At 56.3% G+C, this 16,036-nt stretch carries 17 protein-coding genes; 8 read left to right on the top strand and 9 right to left on the bottom strand.

What is annotated here, in order from left to right; all coding sequences use genetic code 11:
- The first annotated feature begins 2 nt into the window (after positions 1 to 2).
- Complete coding sequence (locus tag P8O11_RS01165) at positions 3 to 626, top strand: hypothetical protein (protein WP_300290817.1); 624 nt, start codon at positions 3 to 5, stop codon at positions 624 to 626.
- Positions 627 to 680: 54 nt separating this feature from the next.
- Positions 681 to 1,394 (top strand): alpha/beta hydrolase, encoded by a 714-nt coding sequence (locus P8O11_RS01160; protein WP_300290783.1) that lies wholly within the window; start codon positions 681 to 683, stop codon positions 1,392 to 1,394.
- Here the strand turns inward: P8O11_RS01160 and P8O11_RS01155 are convergent.
- Entirely contained in the window at positions 1,391 to 2,191 is an 801-nt protein-coding gene (locus P8O11_RS01155) for a GNAT family N-acetyltransferase (protein WP_300290781.1), read from the bottom strand. The two genes, P8O11_RS01160 and P8O11_RS01155, sit on opposite strands and share 4 nt — an antisense overlap.
- Positions 2,192 to 2,238: 47 nt before the next feature.
- Here P8O11_RS01155 and P8O11_RS01150 point away from each other — a divergent pair, with 47 nt between their 5' ends.
- Positions 2,239 to 2,376 (top strand): hypothetical protein, encoded by a 138-nt coding sequence (locus P8O11_RS01150; RefSeq protein WP_300290779.1) that lies wholly within the window; start codon positions 2,239 to 2,241, stop codon positions 2,374 to 2,376.
- On the opposite strand, the gene phaZ is transcribed toward P8O11_RS01150, so the two are convergent.
- The gene (gene phaZ, locus P8O11_RS01145; RefSeq protein ID WP_300290777.1) at positions 2,373 to 3,659 is read right to left on the bottom strand and encodes a polyhydroxyalkanoate depolymerase; all 1,287 of its coding nucleotides are present in this window, start codon (positions 3,657 to 3,659) and stop codon (positions 2,373 to 2,375) included. The genes P8O11_RS01150 and phaZ overlap by 4 nt on opposite strands.
- Before the next feature lie 115 nt (positions 3,660 to 3,774).
- Between phaZ and phaC the strand changes: the two genes are divergently transcribed.
- The 4 genes from phaC to P8O11_RS01125 all read left to right on the top strand — a co-directional run bounded on the left by phaC (position 3,775) and on the right by P8O11_RS01125 (position 7,949).
- Positions 3,775 to 5,568 (top strand): class I poly(R)-hydroxyalkanoic acid synthase, encoded by a 1,794-nt coding sequence (phaC, locus tag P8O11_RS01140; RefSeq protein WP_300290774.1) that lies wholly within the window; start codon positions 3,775 to 3,777, stop codon positions 5,566 to 5,568.
- Positions 5,569 to 5,823: 255 nt separating this feature from the next.
- The gene (locus tag P8O11_RS01135; RefSeq protein WP_273496585.1) at positions 5,824 to 6,273 is read left to right on the top strand and encodes a phasin, PhaP; all 450 of its coding nucleotides are present in this window, start codon (positions 5,824 to 5,826) and stop codon (positions 6,271 to 6,273) included.
- A 143-nt stretch (positions 6,274 to 6,416) separates the two neighbouring features.
- The gene (gene phaR, locus P8O11_RS01130) at positions 6,417 to 6,977 is read left to right on the top strand and encodes a polyhydroxyalkanoate synthesis repressor PhaR (RefSeq protein ID WP_300290770.1); all 561 of its coding nucleotides are present in this window, start codon (positions 6,417 to 6,419) and stop codon (positions 6,975 to 6,977) included.
- A gap of 6 nt (positions 6,978 to 6,983) precedes the next feature.
- Positions 6,984 to 7,949, top strand: coding sequence for a LysR family transcriptional regulator (locus P8O11_RS01125; protein ID WP_300290768.1), 966 nt, complete (start codon positions 6,984 to 6,986; stop codon positions 7,947 to 7,949).
- Here the strand turns inward: P8O11_RS01125 and P8O11_RS01120 are convergent.
- The 4 genes from P8O11_RS01120 to P8O11_RS01105 all read right to left on the bottom strand — a co-directional run bounded on the left by P8O11_RS01120 (position 7,936) and on the right by P8O11_RS01105 (position 12,248).
- Complete coding sequence (locus P8O11_RS01120; protein ID WP_300290815.1) at positions 7,936 to 9,144, bottom strand: aminotransferase class I/II-fold pyridoxal phosphate-dependent enzyme; 1,209 nt, start codon at positions 9,142 to 9,144, stop codon at positions 7,936 to 7,938. The genes P8O11_RS01125 and P8O11_RS01120 overlap by 14 nt on opposite strands.
- A gap of 180 nt (positions 9,145 to 9,324) precedes the next feature.
- On the bottom strand, positions 9,325 to 9,639 hold the full coding sequence (locus tag P8O11_RS01115; protein WP_300290766.1) for a 2Fe-2S iron-sulfur cluster-binding protein: 315 nt from the start codon (positions 9,637 to 9,639) through the stop codon (positions 9,325 to 9,327).
- A gap of 12 nt (positions 9,640 to 9,651) precedes the next feature.
- Positions 9,652 to 10,941, bottom strand: a complete 1,290-nt coding sequence (locus P8O11_RS01110) for a glutamine synthetase family protein (RefSeq protein ID WP_300290764.1) — start codon at positions 10,939 to 10,941, stop codon at positions 9,652 to 9,654.
- Between the two features lie 50 nt (positions 10,942 to 10,991).
- Positions 10,992 to 12,248: a cytochrome P450 gene (locus P8O11_RS01105; protein WP_300290761.1), complete on the bottom strand. Its 1,257-nt coding sequence runs from the start codon at positions 12,246 to 12,248 to the stop codon at positions 10,992 to 10,994.
- An 88-nt stretch (positions 12,249 to 12,336) separates the two neighbouring features.
- Here P8O11_RS01105 and P8O11_RS01100 point away from each other — a divergent pair, with 88 nt between their 5' ends.
- Entirely contained in the window at positions 12,337 to 13,023 is a 687-nt protein-coding gene (locus tag P8O11_RS01100; RefSeq protein WP_300290759.1) for a type 1 glutamine amidotransferase, read from the top strand.
- Here P8O11_RS01100 and P8O11_RS01095 read toward each other — a convergent pair.
- From P8O11_RS01095 to P8O11_RS01085, 3 genes are all read right to left on the bottom strand, one after another.
- Positions 13,015 to 13,665, bottom strand: coding sequence for a GntR family transcriptional regulator (locus P8O11_RS01095; protein WP_300290757.1), 651 nt, complete (start codon positions 13,663 to 13,665; stop codon positions 13,015 to 13,017). The genes P8O11_RS01100 and P8O11_RS01095 overlap by 9 nt on opposite strands.
- 151 nt (positions 13,666 to 13,816) lie before the next feature.
- Complete coding sequence (locus P8O11_RS01090) at positions 13,817 to 14,590, bottom strand: HpcH/HpaI aldolase/citrate lyase family protein (RefSeq protein ID WP_300290755.1); 774 nt, start codon at positions 14,588 to 14,590, stop codon at positions 13,817 to 13,819.
- Between the two features lie 10 nt (positions 14,591 to 14,600).
- Positions 14,601 to 16,010, bottom strand: a complete 1,410-nt coding sequence (locus P8O11_RS01085; RefSeq protein ID WP_300290753.1) for a pyridoxal-dependent decarboxylase — start codon at positions 16,008 to 16,010, stop codon at positions 14,601 to 14,603.
- Positions 16,011 to 16,036 lie beyond the last annotated feature (26 nt).

Genomic DNA, 16,036 nt, shown 5'->3' with positions numbered 1-16,036 from the left:
GCATGTGGAGCCTTGAGACGCTGGGCCGCGTGAAGCTTTCCAAGTATTTCTACATGCGAGAATTTCTCTATTCCGAGATTGCCAATATCAATGGTTTGCAGAATATCCCTGACGACCCTGATCTTGCTGTCGCCAATGGGCGAGCGTTTTGTAGTGCGCTGCTTGACCCGCTGGAGGAGACGTTTGGCCGAGTGGCGCTGCGTTCGGGATATCGTTCGGCGGCGCTCAATCGGTTTGGAAATGAAAACAAGCTGAATTGTGCGCGCAACGACTTTCCGCAGGAGTGCCACATCTGGGATCGTGGCCGAGGCGCTGAGGCGGTCGCGGGGGCCAGTGTTGTGATCCCCTGGTTTGCAGAGCAGTATGAAAGTGGCCGTGATTACAGGGATTTGGCCTATTGGATCCATGACCATTTGGCCTATTCGGAGCTGTGGTTTTTTCCAAAGCTCTGCGCTTTTAATATCAGCTGGCGCCCGATGCCTTGGCGGATGATTTCGAGCTATATCACGCCTCAAGGTGGGCGGCGCGGCACGCTTGTAACGCGGGGTAGGGAACCTGACGAGAGTTTGGCCCAGCGGCAGGCGCGATACGCGGATTTTCCGCCCTTTTGCGGACTTGTCATTTGAGCGGTTGACCTTGGCAGGACTTCTGCCAATCTGCGGCCAGAAGGAGCCAGCCCTATGCGCGAGCCGTTGTTGTTTATCCCTGGTATGATGTGTGATGCGCGGCTTTTTCAGCCACAGATCGAGCATTTCAGCCGCACTCACAATGTGATGGTGGCCTGCACGACAGAGGGCGAGCGTATCGAGGAGATTGCCTCTACGATTCTGTCTGACGCGCCACAGAAATTTGCTCTGGCAGGGCTGTCGATGGGTGGGATTATTGCCATGGAAATCTTGCGCCGTGCGCCTGAGCGCGTGATGAGAATTTGCTTGATGGACACCAATCCGCTGGCGGAAACGCCACAGTCGGCGGCCGGGTATGAGCCGATGATTGTCGGGATCAAGTCGGGCCGGATGATGGATGTAATCCGTGGATTTTTGAAGCCTGAGTTCCTTGCGCCTGGCCCAATGCGGCCTGTTGTGCTCTCTACGGTGCGCGATATGGCGGAGAGCTTGGGGCCTGAAGTTTTCTTGCTTCAGATCAAGGCCTTACAACGCAGGCGAGATCAACAAGCTGTGCTGCGCAAGGCGAAAGTGCCTGCGCTTGTGGTCTGTGGAGCCTATGACGGGCTGACTTCAGTCAAGCGGCATGAATTTATGGCCGAGCTGATCCCTTATGCGAAGCTCGCGGTGCTGCAGGATGCTGGGCATTTGCCCACGCTGGAAGCGCCTGATCAGGTCAACGCTTTGCTCACAGAGTGGCTGCGCCAGCCATATGTGTTGCGCAGTTAAAAGAGGCGCCCCCATGTGCCGCCAAGGGGGCGTGTTACTGCGCCTGTGCCAAGCTTGAAGCGGGCGAGGTTTGCGCCGCTCTCTGTATCAACGAGGCCCAGTTCCATCTCTGATATGCGGTATGCGGGCAGCTCCTGAAAGGCTTTCCACATGAGCAGCCAATGCGCGCCGATCTTGCGCGCGTCGGGGCTCGTGTAGCCGATATGATAGGTGGCGCGGGGACCGTGCAAGGCAAAGAGCATGGCGGCGCGAGGTGCTTCTGGCCCGTTGAGGGAGAACAGGCGTAAGCTCTTTGGGCTTGCGGTGCTGAGGGCGCAGGTCAGGGCCGAAGGATAGCAGCGAAAGCGGCGTGTGCGGGCTTGGGCCGCCTCGGCTTCAAGCAACCAAGCGTCACGGTCAGGATCGAAGGCGCGGTGCGTCAGTGTGATGTGCTTGGGGCGCTCGGCTTCAAAACGCTCGAGGCTGCGCCGCCACTTGGGCTGCATGGCGGCGCGCTGAATGACGGGGTCGGGCGACAAGGGCAAGCTGGCGATATGAGCGGGCTTGATGAGCTGGCGGTAGCCGTTTTGCCGTAGGGCGGGGTGGGCGCTTTCGGCGTTGATGATACGGATGCGTTTTTTGGCGAGCTCTGCATAGGTTTCGGGAGCGTCATGCGGACGTGTGGCCAGTGATAGGCCAAAGCGGCGCAGGGCAAAGACCGACCCTGTGGGCATGGCAAGCCGCTTTGGCGGACGCCCCAAAAGGGCTAGCGCACCATTGAAGAGCTCGGATTGTTGGAAAGAATCTGCCTCTATCATGGCGCCGTTAAGCCAAAAGAAACCTAAATCATGGTTAACATCGCACTATGAGACGGAAAAACACAGTTTTTGGCCAAGATTTGCCAGCCCCGCGGCTGAACTCGCTTGGGGCAGCGCTGCTGGCTTTGGCCATTGCGCTGCCTTGCGGCGTGGTGTTGAGCTTGCTCGACTGGTTTGTCTTTTAAGCCGCGTTGGTGTTTGCAGCTTTTTTGCTAGCCTTTTGGGGCTTGGCGGGGGCTGCTGAATTCTCATCAATGAAGTTGAGCACGAGGGGGCGGATATTGTTGCGCCAGCTTTTGCCTGCGAAGATGCCGTAGTGGCCAGCACCTGGCTCTACGTGTGAGGCTTTTTTGCTCTCAGGCAGGCCTGTGCAAAGGGCAAGCGCCGCAATGCATTGTCCTGGGGCCGAAATATCGTCGTTTTCACCCTCGACTGTTTTGATGGCGACTGTGGTGATCTTACCCATATCGACTTTGTGACCCGCGACGACAAATTCGTTTTTGGCGATTTCGCGCTCTTTGAAGATGCGGTCCACGGTAGACAGATAGAATTCTGCGGTCATGTCCATGACAGCGAGATATTCGTCGTAGAATTTGTTGTGCTTGTCATGATCGCCAGCCTTGTCGTTGGCGACGCGGGCAATCTGATCGGAGAAGGCTTTGGCGTGTTTCTCGGCGTTCATGGAGATAAAGGAGGTGAGCTGCAGAAGGCCCGGATAAACCTTGCGGCCAACGCCCTTATATTTGAAGCCGACCCGCTGGATCATGCTTTCTTCGAGTTGGCCCATTGTGACGCGGCGGCCAAAGTCTGTGACGTCTGTGGGCGTTGCATCGGGGTCAACGGGGCCGCCGATGAGCGTGAGCGAGCGGGGCTGCGCTTCGGGCTCTTTCTCGGCGAGATAGGCTGTGGCTGCGAGTGTGAGGGGGACAGGCTGGCACACGGCGATCACATGCGTGTCGGGGCCAAGTTTTTTCATGAAGTCAACGAGATAGAGGGTGTAGTCCTCGATATCAAACTTGCCTTCCGAGACGGGAATGTCGCGGGCGTTGTGCCAATCTGTGATGTAGACTTCACAGTCGCGGATCAGGCTCTTTACGGTGGAGCGCAGGAGCGTGGCATAGTGGCCAGACATCGGGGCGACGATCAGTACCTGGCGGGGCGCTTTTTCACGGCCTGTCACGTTAAAGTGGATCAGATCGCCAAAGGCGCCTTCGACAATTTTCTCGACTTTGACGAGGTGGTCTTTGCCATCGTCGCAGGTGAAAGTGTCAATGCCCCAGTCTGGCTTGGCGATCATACGCTCGAAGCTGCGCTCTGTCACTTCGCCCCAAGCGGCGAGCCACTGAAAAGCAGGGTTTGGCGCGAGAGCAAAAGCGGGGTAAGATGCAAAGGATTGGGCGGTTGCGCCGAACCATTGGTTGGCATTGCGAAACGATTCCATGAAGTCGTAGCTGGCCATATAGCGCATTTGGGCGTCCTTTGTTTCTTGTGTGCTGACCTAGGGTCAGTCACTTCGTCGCGTTGTTAAGATCGTGGTAATAATTATGCTGCATTGCAGAAAAAGATAGGGGAATTTTGTTAAGATGACAACAAAAGATGATGTCTCGAGTGAAAATCTTGACAAAATGCAAGCTAATTTGCAGCGGGTTGAAGCGCTTACAGAGCGATTGATGTTGGCGATTAGCGGGCGGAAAGCCGTGAATCCGACCCTGAGTGGTCCTGGGACCGAGCTTTATGCGCAGGCTGCTGTGAACTATTGGGCGGAAATGGTGGGGAATCCTAAGCGGATTTATGAGCATCAGCTTGAATATTGGGGCAAATCTGTTCAGCATTTTGTTGCAGCTCAAGAAGCGTTCGCCACTGAAGGCTTCAAGGCGCCCGCAGATTATACAGGGGATGACAAGCGTTTTGGCAACCCTTTGTGGCAGACGCATCCGTATTTTAACTTTGTAAAGCAGCAATACCTGATCAATTCCGACGCAATCCGTAAGGCTGTTGACGATGTCGAGGATATGGACCCCAAAGACAAACGGCGGCTGAATTACTTTTCTGAGCAGATTATTGCGATGATGGCCCCTAGCAATTTCCTCGGGACGAACCCCGACGCGCTGGAGCGGGCCGTGCAGACAGAAGGCGAGAGCCTTGTGCGCGGGCTTGAGAACCTTGTGGCCGATATGGAAGCAAATGATGGCGAGCTTCTGGTCAAGCTCTGTGACGAGAGCGCCTTTGAGCTTGGGCGCAATGTGGCGACGAGCGAAGGCTCTGTTGTGTTTCGCAACGAGATGCTGGAGCTGATCCAGTATAAGGCCGCCACAGAAGAGGTGCATAAGACACCGCTGCTTATTTTCCCGCCATGGATCAACAAGTTTTATATTCTCGACCTCAAGGCCGAAAACAGCCTGATTAAATGGATCACCGAGCAGGGTTATACCTTGTTTGTTGTGAGCTGGCGCAATCCGGGCCGTGCCCAAGGGATCTGGGGCATGGAAGACTATATCGAGACGGGCTTTAAAGAGGCAATCCGCGTGACCAAAGAGATCACGGGAGAGAATCAGGTCAATGCTGTGGGATACTGCATTGCGGGCACGACGCTTCATCTGACGCTCGCGGATATGAAAGCCAAGGGCGATACATCTGTGAAGTCAGCGACTTTCTTCACGGCGCTCACTGATTTTGGCGAGCAGGGGGAGTTTACACCCTTCTTGCAGGATGACTTTGTGGATGGGATCGAAGAAGAGGTCGCCGACTACGGTGTTTTGCGCTCTGTGATTATGTCACGGACGATGAGCTTCTTGCGCTCTAATGATCTGGTGTACGGGCCAGCCATCAAGTCCTACATGATGGGAGAGACGCCGCCTGCCTTTGATCTGCTGTTCTGGAATGGTGATGCGACGAATCTGCCTGGAAAGATGGTCATGGAGTATCTGCGCGGACTTTGCCAGCAGAACGCTTTTGTCGGGGAGGGCTATGAGCTTCTTGGAGAGCGGCTGCATGTGCGCGATGTCGAGATCCCGCTCTTTGCCGTGACGTGCGAGACAGATCATATTGCCGCGTGGCGAGACTGTTACCGTGGGTTCGGGATGACAGGGGCGAAGGACAAGACCTTTGTTGTGAGCCAGTCAGGGCATATTGCGGGGGTGGTTAATCCGCCAAGCAAGAAGAAATACGGCCACTACACCAACGAAGAGTTGCCTGAGGCGGCGGCTGACTGGTGGGAGGGCGCAACGTTCCACGAGGGGTCTTGGTGGCCGCGCTGGGAAGGCTGGCTTGGCAAGCGCTCTGGCAAAATGATACCTGCGCGTGAATTGGGCGGAAATGGCTATGAGCCGTTGTGCGCCGCCCCTGGCACATATGTGAAGCTCAAACCTGAAGTCTAGGCTCTTCGGAGGCGGCTCTCGGCTGTGCTTTTGATGGCAAGCGATTCCATGAAGGTTTTGTAAAAATGCAATGCTGCGCTGCGGCTAAGGATTTTTTGCTAGCAAAATAAGGGGGTTACCCTAGGTCACTTTTTTATGCCGCAGTGCAGAAAAAGACTTGAATTGCTGCGATGCAGCATGTATATATTCCTCAGACGCGTAACCAACTCCTCGGGTCAAAGTAGAGTTGCCCGATTAACCTGATAGGATTTTAACATGGCTAAGGCACAAGATTTCACAGCGACACTCAAAGACATGATGGGCGCATTCCCTGTAGACACAGCCGCTTTTGAAGGCGCTTTCAAAAACCAAGCCGCGCTTGGCGAGAAGTTCTCTTCAGTTGCTCTGGAAGCTGCTGAAAAATCAGCCGCCATTTCAACAAAGTGGACATCTGAGACACTTGCCAAGCTTGGCGACATGTCAAAAGTAAAGGCCGAGCCTGCTGACTACGCAAAAGCGATCACAGACTTCGCCTCAGCCCAAGCTGAAGTTGCTTCAGAAAACATGGCTGCTTTCGCTGAAGTTGCGAAAAAAGTTCAAATGGAAACAGTTGAGCTCATGATGGCAGCTGGCAAATCAGCTTCAGAAGAAGCCACAACAGCTGTTAAAAAAGCGACTGAAGACATGACAGCCGCAGCGAAAAAAGCGACAGCTGCTGCAAAATAAGCTGACAGAGATAGAGCGCAACAGTCTCCTCCCATTCTGAAAGCGCTCCACTCTTGAGCGGGTCCTTAGCGGCCCGCTCTTTCTTTTTGTGATCGGCTGCCATAAGCTGCACTGCAGCGCGGCTCATTTGGGAGGATACAAGCGTGGACGAGTCTCAAAAACCATTGCTGATCAAGCGGTACGCAAGCCGCAGGCTTTATAATACCGAAACATCAGACTATGTAACGCTCGACGATATTGCGGCTTTTATCCGCGAAGGGCGCGAGGTTCAGATTGTGGATCTGAAATCAGGCGACGACCTTACACGGCAGTATCTCTTGCAGATTATTGCAGACCACGAGAGCCGCGGCGAGAATATGCTGCCTGTCTCTGTGCTCAACGACATTGTCCGTAGCTATACAAACCAAGCCACCCAGATGATGCCTGAGTTTTTGCAAGCCAGCTTTGATATGCTCCGTGAGGGGCAAGAAAAGATGATGAAAAACATGGGGACCATCAGCCCTATGGCCAAAGTTCCGGGTTTTGAGGCGCTCCAGGCGCAGCAAGAAGCCTTTTTGAAAGCGATGACGGGCGGCTTTGGTGGGGCCGCTGCGGCGGCAAAGCCGGAAGCAGCGGCGCCAAAAGACGACAGTCCTGACGATCTGGATGACATCAAAGCCGAGCTGGCTGCGCTTCAGGCCAAGCTTTCCAAGATGGGCAAGTAAGGCAAAATGGCTGACAACGCGGGGCGGATCACCCTTTGGGGGGTGGAGGTGTTTATTGCCACGGCAGAGGAACGCTCCATCACCGCGGCAGCGCGCCGCCTTGGTGCGAGTCCTTCGGCTGTGAGCCAGCAGCTGACCAATCTTGAGGGTGCGATGGGCGTTACGCTGTTGCAGCGCAACGCCCGACCCATTTTGTTAACGCCGGCGGGGGAGATTTTCCGCAGGCGGGCGCAGAATATCATGAACGAGGCCGAGCAGGTCCGTACAGAGCTTGCGATGAGTGATATGCGCGGGTTGACGCGGTTTCGCCTTGGGATGATCGAAGATCTGGCGGCAGATGTAACGCCCCAGCTTTTGTCGCAGATGGCAGATGAACTCACCACCTGCCAGTTTTTGCTGGAGACGGGGGCGAGCCATTTTCTGCATGATCAACTTGATGCGCGCGCCTTAGATGTCATTGTTGCAGCGGAGATGGGCGAGGCCTTGAGCGGGATGGAAGTCCACCCGCTTATGGAGGAAGGGTTTGTTGTTGCGGCTCCAAAAGGCGCGATTGACCGCAAGGGCGATGTGCTGCGCCAGCTGAAGCGGCTTCCGCTCATTCAGTATACGTCACGGCATCATATGGGACGTCAGATTGCCAGTCACCTGTCGCGCCAGAATTTGCGGATGTCCCATCGTTTCGAGCTTGATAGCTATCATGCCATTTTGGCGATGGTCGGGCAGGGTGCGGGCTGGACCATCCTGACGCCGCTGGCCCTGATGCGTGCGCGGCGTTTTGCACCCAAGATTGATGTCATGCCACTGCCGTTTGAGCCGCTCTCACGGCGGATCAGCCTGACGGCCCGCGAGGGCATTTTGCAGGATATGCCAGAGGGGGTCGCGCAGAAGCTGCGCCCGATCCTGCGCCAGACCATAATTGATCCGGCGCTGGAAGCGTTTCCTGAAACCAACGGTGTGATCAGCCTGCTTTGAGGGTAGGCTCTGCCTTGGCGTCTTGGGCTGCGGCACGGAGCGCATCGGCAATAAAGTCGAGCTCTTCGCGCGTGAGGCGGGCAGGAAGGCGTGTGTCACAGGCGCGCATAAGCATCTGACGGGTTTGCGGCAGCTCTGGTGTTTCGCCTTTGATGAATTTCCAGTTCCAGAAGGCGCGGGCGTTGTCCGTGCTCATCCCGAAAATCTGAACCTTTACGCCGCGTGCAGCGGCGGCGCGGGCAAAGGCTTCTGTCTCGCTGTCATCCATACTCACAAGGTTGAACTGGATACTATCGGGCGCGCGCTCTTCAGGGGCGAGCTTGGTGGGCACAGTCAACCAAGGGCTTTGGTCCAGCTTTGTGGCGACATAGTCATGATTGTTGCGGCCTTTGGTGACACGTTCCGTCACAAGCGGCAGCTGTGGACGGATGACGGCTGCGGAGAGATTGCTCAAGCGGAGATTGTAAAGTGGAAGACGGTTCTGCCAGCGCGCGAAGGCGGCTTCAAGGGCTTCATCGATCTCGCCATGCTTGCGCCAGTTGTGTTCATAGGCGCCAGACATGATTACGGCTTGGGCGAGCAGATCGGCATCATCGGTGATGAGAATGCCGCCTTCGCCAGCGTTGACGAGCTTGTAAGACTGGAAGGAAAAGCAGCCGATGCGTCCGAGCGTGCCGATGTTTTGGCCGTGCCATGTTGTTCCGAGGCTGTGAGCAGCGTCTTCAATGACGGGAATATTGCGTGCCTCACACAGCGCCATGATGGCGTCCATATCGGAGGTGTGGCCGCGCATATGAGAGATGATCACAGCACTTATATTGTCCGCAAGCTTGGCCTCGAAATCGGCCGTATCGATACGATAGTTCTCGCCGACTTCACACAGCACAGGCAGGCAGTCCGCATGGACAACAGAGGAGGGCACGGCAGCAAACGTAAAGGCAGGAATGAGCACGCGGGCGTCGCGTGGCAAGCCGAGTGCTTTGAGCGAGAGAAAGAGTGCAGCAGAGCATGAGGAAACAGCCAGTGCGTATTTTGCGCCAAGCAAATCTGCAAATTCTCTCTCCAGAAGCGCGACAGGAGCGTCTTCAGGGGCGGTGTAGCGAAAGAGGTCACCCGACGCGAGCAGGTGATCAATTTCGTCCCGCGCGGCGTCTGGGATGGATTCTGCGTCGTGAACGGATGGGGCGTTGGTCAACATATTCAGGATTCCCGAAAATTACATTCGTTAAAACTAAACTATTTTGCGATTCAAAAAAAGCCCAGATGCGCCCGTGCGACCCTATGTGCCTTTTTCTTTCTAAAAATGTCCTGGGGGAGTGCGAGGGGGCGAGCCCCCTCGCTGGGTCGGATTTTCGCGCAGCGAAAATCCGAAGTCTTAGACCTTTGGCACAATCAGAGTGAGACCATCCAGTGCCTGGGAGGCCAGTATCTGGCAGGAGAGGCGCGATGTTGGCCCGCGCTCGGCCTCGGTGGCATCCAGCATGGCATCTTCAAATTCGCCAGCGGCGCCGGTTTTGGAGCTCCATGCTGCGTCGACATAGACATGGCAGGTTGCGCAGGCGAGGCTGCCGCCGCATTCGCCAATCACGTTTGGCACATTGTTGGCCACGGCGGCTTCCATCATGTTGGTTCCGTCGCTGAGTTGCGCTGAGATTTCGCTGCCGTCGGGCAGTTTCCAAATGACATTCATTGCTTTTTTCCTTCAAACAAAGTGCACATAAAAGTCGCGCAGTGCGTCGCCTTCCAAGTCACGGGTTTTCTTGACCTCGTGTTCTTTCATATAGACGTGGTTGGCGCAGAGCATATCACCCACCGCGTTGCATAGTGCAGTGTCGGCCTTGAGGTCTGCTGTGGCGCCTTTGAGGTCGATCGCTGTGCTTTCCTTGGCGTCGGTCTTTTCAAAGCCGTCGCCTGTCTCCATCGGTGGCAAGCTGTAGCCGTTTTCCAGACCTAGAAGGCTTGCTTGCAAGACTGCTGCTGTCGCGGTGTACGGGTTTGAGGAGGCGTCGGCCATGCGGTGTTCAAGCCGCGCCTTGACCCCGCCTTCGGAGCTGATGCGCGTTGTGACGTTGCGATGATCCCCGCCCCAGTTTTTCCAGAAGCCCGAGAGCGAGCCTGGTTGGAGGCGTTGGTAGCTGTTGGCTGTGGGGGCGATGAGGCCTGCGAGGCCCTTATGGTGTTCAAGCAGTCCAGCAAGGCAGCTTCGAGCCAGATCGTTCATATGATCGGGGCCGCCCTTATCACCCGAAGAAAGCGCGTTTTTGCCGCTCTTGTCGGTGAAGGAGAAGTTGATGTGCATGCCCGAGCCGCCCGCTTCGGCCAGAGGCTTGGGCATGAAGCTGAGGAGGACGCCGTGCTCTAGCGCGATTTCACGGGCCATGAGGCGGAAGAGCACGATATCATCGACCGCTTTCACGGCATCGTCAAATGTCAGCACATATTCAAACTGTGGTGTGTCGAACTCTGAGGTGATCATTTCAATGCGGAAGCCAAGGCGCTCTGCTTCTTCCCAGATGGCATCATTGAAGCGTAGGGGGTCAGAGAAGGGGCCAGTTCCGTAGACGACACCGCCCGGGGCATCATAAGGAATGATGCGGCCCATCTCGTCGGTTTGAAGGGCGAAGCACTCAAGCTCGATACCGACTTTTGGTGTCAGACCTTTGGCCTCCCATGCGGCCACCGCCCGCTTGAGCGCTCCGCGCGGGCACAGGCCGAGGGGCGCTCCATCAATGTCGTAAAGGTCGCCAAGAACGATCTTGGTGTGCTCATCCCAGCTGTCTCGAATCTCTTCGGCCTTCCACTTCAGCTCCATATCGGGCAGCCCCTCCATCATCATGGCGCCAGGGGCATTGAGCAGATCCTTGTCATAATGCACCCCGAAGGTGGAGCGGCAAAACCGTGTGCTGCTGTCAGCGATTTTACTACCAGGCAAATATTTACCCCGCATGATCGAGAGGTGGTCACAGAACACAGCGCGTAAACGGTCTTTCATATTAAGTCTCCCTGATGGGCTTTTGCCCTTATTGATATTGATATTGCTATTCAGGCGCGCTTGATGCGCACAGGCAGTGATTTGATCCCGCCGACAAAGTTGGAGCGCAGGAACTTGTGTTCCCCGTCAGCTTCGATGTGGCTGAGACGTTTGGCAAGCTTTTGAAACAAGACCCGCACTTCGAGCCGTGCCAGCCACATGCCAAGGCAGACATGTGGGCCGCCTTGGCCGAAGCTGACGTGTCTGTTGTTTTCGCGGGCAAGGTTGACCCGCATGGGGGCGTCAAAGGCGGTTTCGTCACGGTTGCCTGAGGACCACCAAAAGAGGACTTTGTCGCCCTCTCGAATGGTTTTGCCATGGGCCTCATAGTCTTGCATCGCCGTGCGGCGGAAGTAGAGCGCAGGTGTGGCCCAGCGGATGATTTCGTCGGGGGCGGTGCTCCAGATATCGCCTGTTTGCATCTGGGCGAGCAGTTCGGGCTGATGACACATGGCCTGTATGCCCGCAGCAATAGAGTAGCGTGTGGTATCGTTGCCTGCGGCGACGAGCAAACAAAAGAAGTTGCGAAATTCTTCTTCAGTGATGGTGTTGCCGTCTTTGTCGGGCTGCAGGATCATGTGAAGCACGCCCTCTGTATCGCCCGCGGCCTCTTTCTGTTTCATGAGGTCTTTGGCATAGAGAAAGAGTTCTGCGCCCGCAGGGGAGTTGAACGGCATCATGCGAAACTCGTCGGTTTTCATTTTGTCGAGCACATGATCCGTAAAGTCGGGGTCTGTATTGGCGATAAGCGCATCTCCCTTTTCGACGAGCCAGGGCAGATCTTTTTCGGGCAGGCCGAGGATGCGGCCAAGCATTCGCATGGGCAATTCGCGGGCAATTGTTTTGGTGGCGTCAAAACTATCAACGCTGAGGGCCTCTTCGAGGATTTCGTCGCAGAGCAGGCCGATTTCTTCATCAAACTTTGCGATCACGGGCTTAGAGAAAGCCTTGGCGACTTTGATGCGCGTTCTCATGTGCTCTGGAGCGTCTGTTTCCTGAAATGTGCGCCGCGCGAGGTATTCCTCATAGGATTGATCTTCCATACGAATGCCGCGTGCGGAGGAAAAGACGCTGGTGTTGCGGTTCATTTCCATCATGTCTGCGTGTCGGGTGATCGACCAGTAGTTTTCGCCATCAGCGTAGTCTGTCCAGCTCACGGGGTCTTCATCACGTAGGCGCTTGAAGGTGTTGTGCGGTGCCCCTTGCTCAAATGTATCGTGGCTTGAAAGGTCGGCAAAGCCGTCATCTGTAGGGGTCCAGACCGTCATGGGGGCTACCTTACTTCGAGTTTCACTTGTTAAGTATATTATGAGGGGATATAAATATGTAAAGAAGAATCTGAACTGGAGCCGCCCGATGCGTATCGCTGTCTTGATGACAAACACCGACGAGAGTGAGTTTTCCAACAGATGGCCCAAGGATGGTGAGAAGTTTCCTGCCATGATGCGGCGTGTGCGCCCTGAGTGGGAGTATGTGGTTTATCCCGTTAAGGATGGCGTGTTTCCTGAGGCGCTGGCAGGGATTGAGGGGGTCCTGATCACTGGTTCGCCACATTCTGTGAACTCTGGCGACGCTTGGGTAGAGCGCTTGTTTGGGGTGATACGAGATATCTATGCCGCGGGTATTCCCATGTTTGGAGCCTGCTTCGGGCATCAGGCCATCGCCAAGGCTTTGGGAGGTGACGTAGAGGCGAATCCGAGGGGATGGGTCTTTGGCCTGGTCGAAAAACGCTTTGCTGATGGGCGCAGTTTGCCGCTCTATGCGAGCCACTCTGAGCAAGTGACCAAGATGCCGGAAGGCGCCGAGGTGATTGCTTCGGGGCCAGACTGTGATGTGGCCGGATTTGTTATGGGGCGGGGAATTATGACAACTCAGTATCATCCCGAAATGGAGCCTGCGTTTATTGCGGCACTGGTTGAACATCTGGCAGATGAACTGCCGAGCGATGTGACCGAGCGGGCGCGTGCCTCGCTTGTCAAAGAGGCCGATATGCAGGCCATGGCAGAACGTATTGCTCTTTTTTTAGAAGGCCAATCAGCTTAAGGCGGCCAAGAGGTCAAGTGCGGTGACATGGTCAAAACTGACGTGGCGCTCCATGGCGACTTCGGCCTCTTTTGCATCCCGTGCAAAGATCAGGGTCGCAATCGCGCGGTGCTCTTTGGCCGAGGTCGCAATAACGCCCTTATAGTGATAACGCGCGCGATAATAGGCCATGAGCTTGCGCGCATTGGTCTTGATCATATCCAGCAAGTAAGGGTTTCCAGCGGCTTCCGCGACGACGCGGTGAAAGTCCATGTTGAGTTGGTAATAAGCGTCAGGTGCGCCATCACCATGCTTTTGCGCATGGGCTTCGCAAGCGGCAACGGCTGCCTCCAATGCGGTGGCATGGGTTGCCGATAGACGCCGCGCAGCAAGCCCGGCTGCTTGGCCCTCCAGCTTGGCATGCACTTCTAGAATGGCGAGAAACTGCTCTAGAGTCGGGCGAAAGACAACCGCACCCTTGCGGGCCACGCGCTCGACCAGTCCTGACGCTTCCAGCTGGATGAGGGCTTCTCGAACCGGCGTGCGCGAGACCTCGTGGCGGGCCATGATTGCGGCGTCTTCAATAAAGTCGCCAGGGCGCAACGCCCCTGTTTCAATGTCGCGTAGGATCGCACTGATAATGGTTTCTGTTTGGCCTGCCATGTCGTGAGATTGACCGAAAAAACAGGGCAGGTCCAGCCTTAGGTATATTCAGGTGTCGTAAAAATATGTTCTTTTTCTTTCCCTCAATATCCTGGGGGTCTGGGGGCAAAGCCCCCAGTTGGTCGGATTTTTCCGAAGGAAAAATTCGAATTCAAATGCGCGCGCGCCATTGCCCTTCCAGATCGCGCATAGCCTTTGCAAAGACGCCCACATCGACGCCAACGGCCAGAAACTGCGCTCCCCAGTCGGCATACTCCTGCGTGGCGGTTTCGCTCACACCGAGGATGCCAGCGGCTTTGTCTGACCCTTTGATGCGACCAAGCATGTCTTTGATCGCAGCTTTGACATCCTCTGCGGCAGAGTTGCCAGGGTGCCCCATGTCTGCGGCGAGATCGGCGGGGCCGATGAAGACGCCGTCAACGCCCTCGACGGCCAGAATGGCATCGAGGTTTTCCATGCCGAGGCGGGTCTCGACCTGGACGAGCAAACAGACTTCATCGTTGGCTGTCCCTACATAATCTGTAATGGCGCCGAACTGTGAAGCGCGTGCGCCGGCAGCGCCTGCACCGCGGATGCCGTGAGGCGGGTAGCGCATGGCGCGCACGAGGGCTTTCGCCTGTTCTGCCGTGTCGACCATAGGCACAAGCACGGTCTGCGCGCCTGCATCGAGCACTTGCTTCACCAACCAGTCGTTGCCTGTGGGGATGCGTACGACCGCGTGGGAGTGTTTGTCTTCAAGGACTTGCAGCTGGGATGTGATCGTTTGCAAATCGTTCGGTGCATGTTCTCCGTCGATGACGACCCAATCGAATCCTGCAGTCGCGACCATTTCGATCGGGTAGGGATGAGCGAAGCTTGACCAGACGCCAAGCTGCTTTTTGCCCGCTTTGAGCGCGGCTTTGAAAGGGTTGTGAGGGGCTGGCATGGGTCTCTCCTTAAAGGGTCGCTGCGATTTCGGTGATGACATCATAGGCCATCATCACATCGTCACGGGTGGCATCAAACTGGCCTGCTTGAAAGCGGATCACAAAAGCGCCTTTCGTGCGGGTTTGGGTGATATAGATGCGGCCGTCGTCGTTGACCCGATCGACAAGGTTTTGGTTGAGTGCGTCAAGGTCTGTGGCGCTTTGGGGCGCGTAACGGAAGGTAAAGAGCGAAAGGACAGGGTCTGTGATGATTTCAAAGTCTGGCGCTGCACGAAAACGCTCGCAGAGCTCTTCGGACCATTTCACATGATTGCGCAACATGGTGCGTAGGCCTTCAAGCCCGTAGGTGCGAAAGAGAAACCAAAGCTTGAGTGCGCGGAAGCGGCGACCAAGGGGGACGGACCATTCAGAGTAGTTGATGATCCCGTCTTTGCCGTGCGTTTTCAGATACTCAGGCTGGATTGCCAAGCTGCGGGTCAGGTCTTCGGGGGCGCGCACGAAATGGGCGGAGAGGTCAAACTGTGTGCCCATCCATTTATGCGGGTTGAGCACGACGCTGTCGGCCTTTTCCACACCTGTCCAGAGCGAGCGGAATTCTTCACAAAGCATCGCCGAGCCCGCCCAAGCCGCATCGACATGGGTGTAAAGCTCATGCGTGGCGGCGACATCGCAAACGGCAGATACATCATCGCAGGCGCCTGTGCCTGTGCCGCCTGTGCAGGCGATGATGCCGGCGGGGAGGAAGCCTGCCGCAAGATCGGCTTTGATGGCGGCATCGAGTTTGGCGGGGTCCATGGCGCGCATAGGGCCCTGCGTTGGGATGCGGACAAGGTTCTCTTGTCCGATGCCCGCGATCCAGATTGCGCGGTCAACGGAGGTGTGCACCTCCTCGGAGGCATAGATGCGCAGGCGGGCTTGGCCTGTAAGGCCCCTCTGGTTGCCAGCCCAGTTGAGGGCTTTCTCGCGCATGGTGAGCACGGCGGCCAGCGTCGCGCCGCTGGCGCTGTCTTGGATGACACCGTGGAAGGCTTGCGGAAGGCCGAGCGCATCGCGCAGCCAGTCCATCATGCGTGTCTCCATCTCGGTGGCGGCAGGAGAGGTCTGCCAGAGCATACACTGTGGCGCCATCACTGTTGTGAAGAAGTCGGCCAGCACGGCAGCGGGGGAGGCGTTGGACGGGAAGTAGGCAAAGAAGCGTGGGTGCTGCCAGTGGGTGATGCCGGGCATAACGATGCGCTCGAAATCCTTGATTACATCCTCCACAGGCTCGCCCTGTTCTGGGGCGGCTGCGGCGAGCTGTGCCGCGATTTCGCCCGGCTTTGTCTGGGCGCGTACGGGGCGCTCTCGCAAGGAGCCGTGATACTCTGCGGCCCAATCGGCCACATAGCGGCCCCATTTTGGAAAATCTGTCCAGCGCATCTACGGCTCCCTCTTTTGTTAACAGG

This window comes from Lentibacter sp. (assembly GCF_029254145.1).
GTDB lineage: Bacteria > Pseudomonadota > Alphaproteobacteria > Rhodobacterales > Rhodobacteraceae > Lentibacter.
The sequence above is the reverse complement of the archived record's forward strand: the minus strand, read 5'-3'. Positions and strand labels throughout refer to the sequence as shown.

What these genes read in the sequence shown, in the direction of transcription:
- P8O11_RS01115 (WP_300290766.1), bottom strand. Translation starts at nt 9,639, where the DNA reads ATGAATGTCATTTGGAAACTGCCCGACGGCAGCGAAATCTCAGCGCAA.
- P8O11_RS01095 (WP_300290757.1), bottom strand. Translation starts at nt 13,665, where the DNA reads ATGGCAGGCCAAACAGAAACCATTATCAGTGCGATCCTACGCGACATT.
- P8O11_RS01160 (WP_300290783.1), top strand. Translation starts at nt 681, where the DNA reads ATGCGCGAGCCGTTGTTGTTTATCCCTGGTATGATGTGTGATGCGCGG.
- phaZ (WP_300290777.1), bottom strand. Translation starts at nt 3,659, where the DNA reads ATGCGCTATATGGCCAGCTACGACTTCATGGAATCGTTTCGCAATGCC.
- phaC (WP_300290774.1), top strand. Translation starts at nt 3,775, where the DNA reads ATGACAACAAAAGATGATGTCTCGAGTGAAAATCTTGACAAAATGCAA.
- P8O11_RS01150 (WP_300290779.1), top strand. Translation starts at nt 2,239, where the DNA reads ATGAGACGGAAAAACACAGTTTTTGGCCAAGATTTGCCAGCCCCGCGG.
- P8O11_RS01105 (WP_300290761.1), bottom strand. Translation starts at nt 12,248, where the DNA reads ATGACGGTCTGGACCCCTACAGATGACGGCTTTGCCGACCTTTCAAGC.
- P8O11_RS01165 (WP_300290817.1), top strand. Translation starts at nt 3, where the DNA reads ATGTGGAGCCTTGAGACGCTGGGCCGCGTGAAGCTTTCCAAGTATTTC.
- P8O11_RS01085 (WP_300290753.1), bottom strand. Translation starts at nt 16,010, where the DNA reads ATGCGCTGGACAGATTTTCCAAAATGGGGCCGCTATGTGGCCGATTGG.
- P8O11_RS01135 (WP_273496585.1), top strand. Translation starts at nt 5,824, where the DNA reads ATGGCTAAGGCACAAGATTTCACAGCGACACTCAAAGACATGATGGGC.
- P8O11_RS01110 (WP_300290764.1), bottom strand. Translation starts at nt 10,941, where the DNA reads ATGAAAGACCGTTTACGCGCTGTGTTCTGTGACCACCTCTCGATCATG.
- P8O11_RS01155 (WP_300290781.1), bottom strand. Translation starts at nt 2,191, where the DNA reads ATGATAGAGGCAGATTCTTTCCAACAATCCGAGCTCTTCAATGGTGCG.
- P8O11_RS01125 (WP_300290768.1), top strand. Translation starts at nt 6,984, where the DNA reads ATGGCTGACAACGCGGGGCGGATCACCCTTTGGGGGGTGGAGGTGTTT.
- P8O11_RS01100 (WP_300290759.1), top strand. Translation starts at nt 12,337, where the DNA reads ATGCGTATCGCTGTCTTGATGACAAACACCGACGAGAGTGAGTTTTCC.
- P8O11_RS01090 (WP_300290755.1), bottom strand. Translation starts at nt 14,590, where the DNA reads ATGCCAGCCCCTCACAACCCTTTCAAAGCCGCGCTCAAAGCGGGCAAA.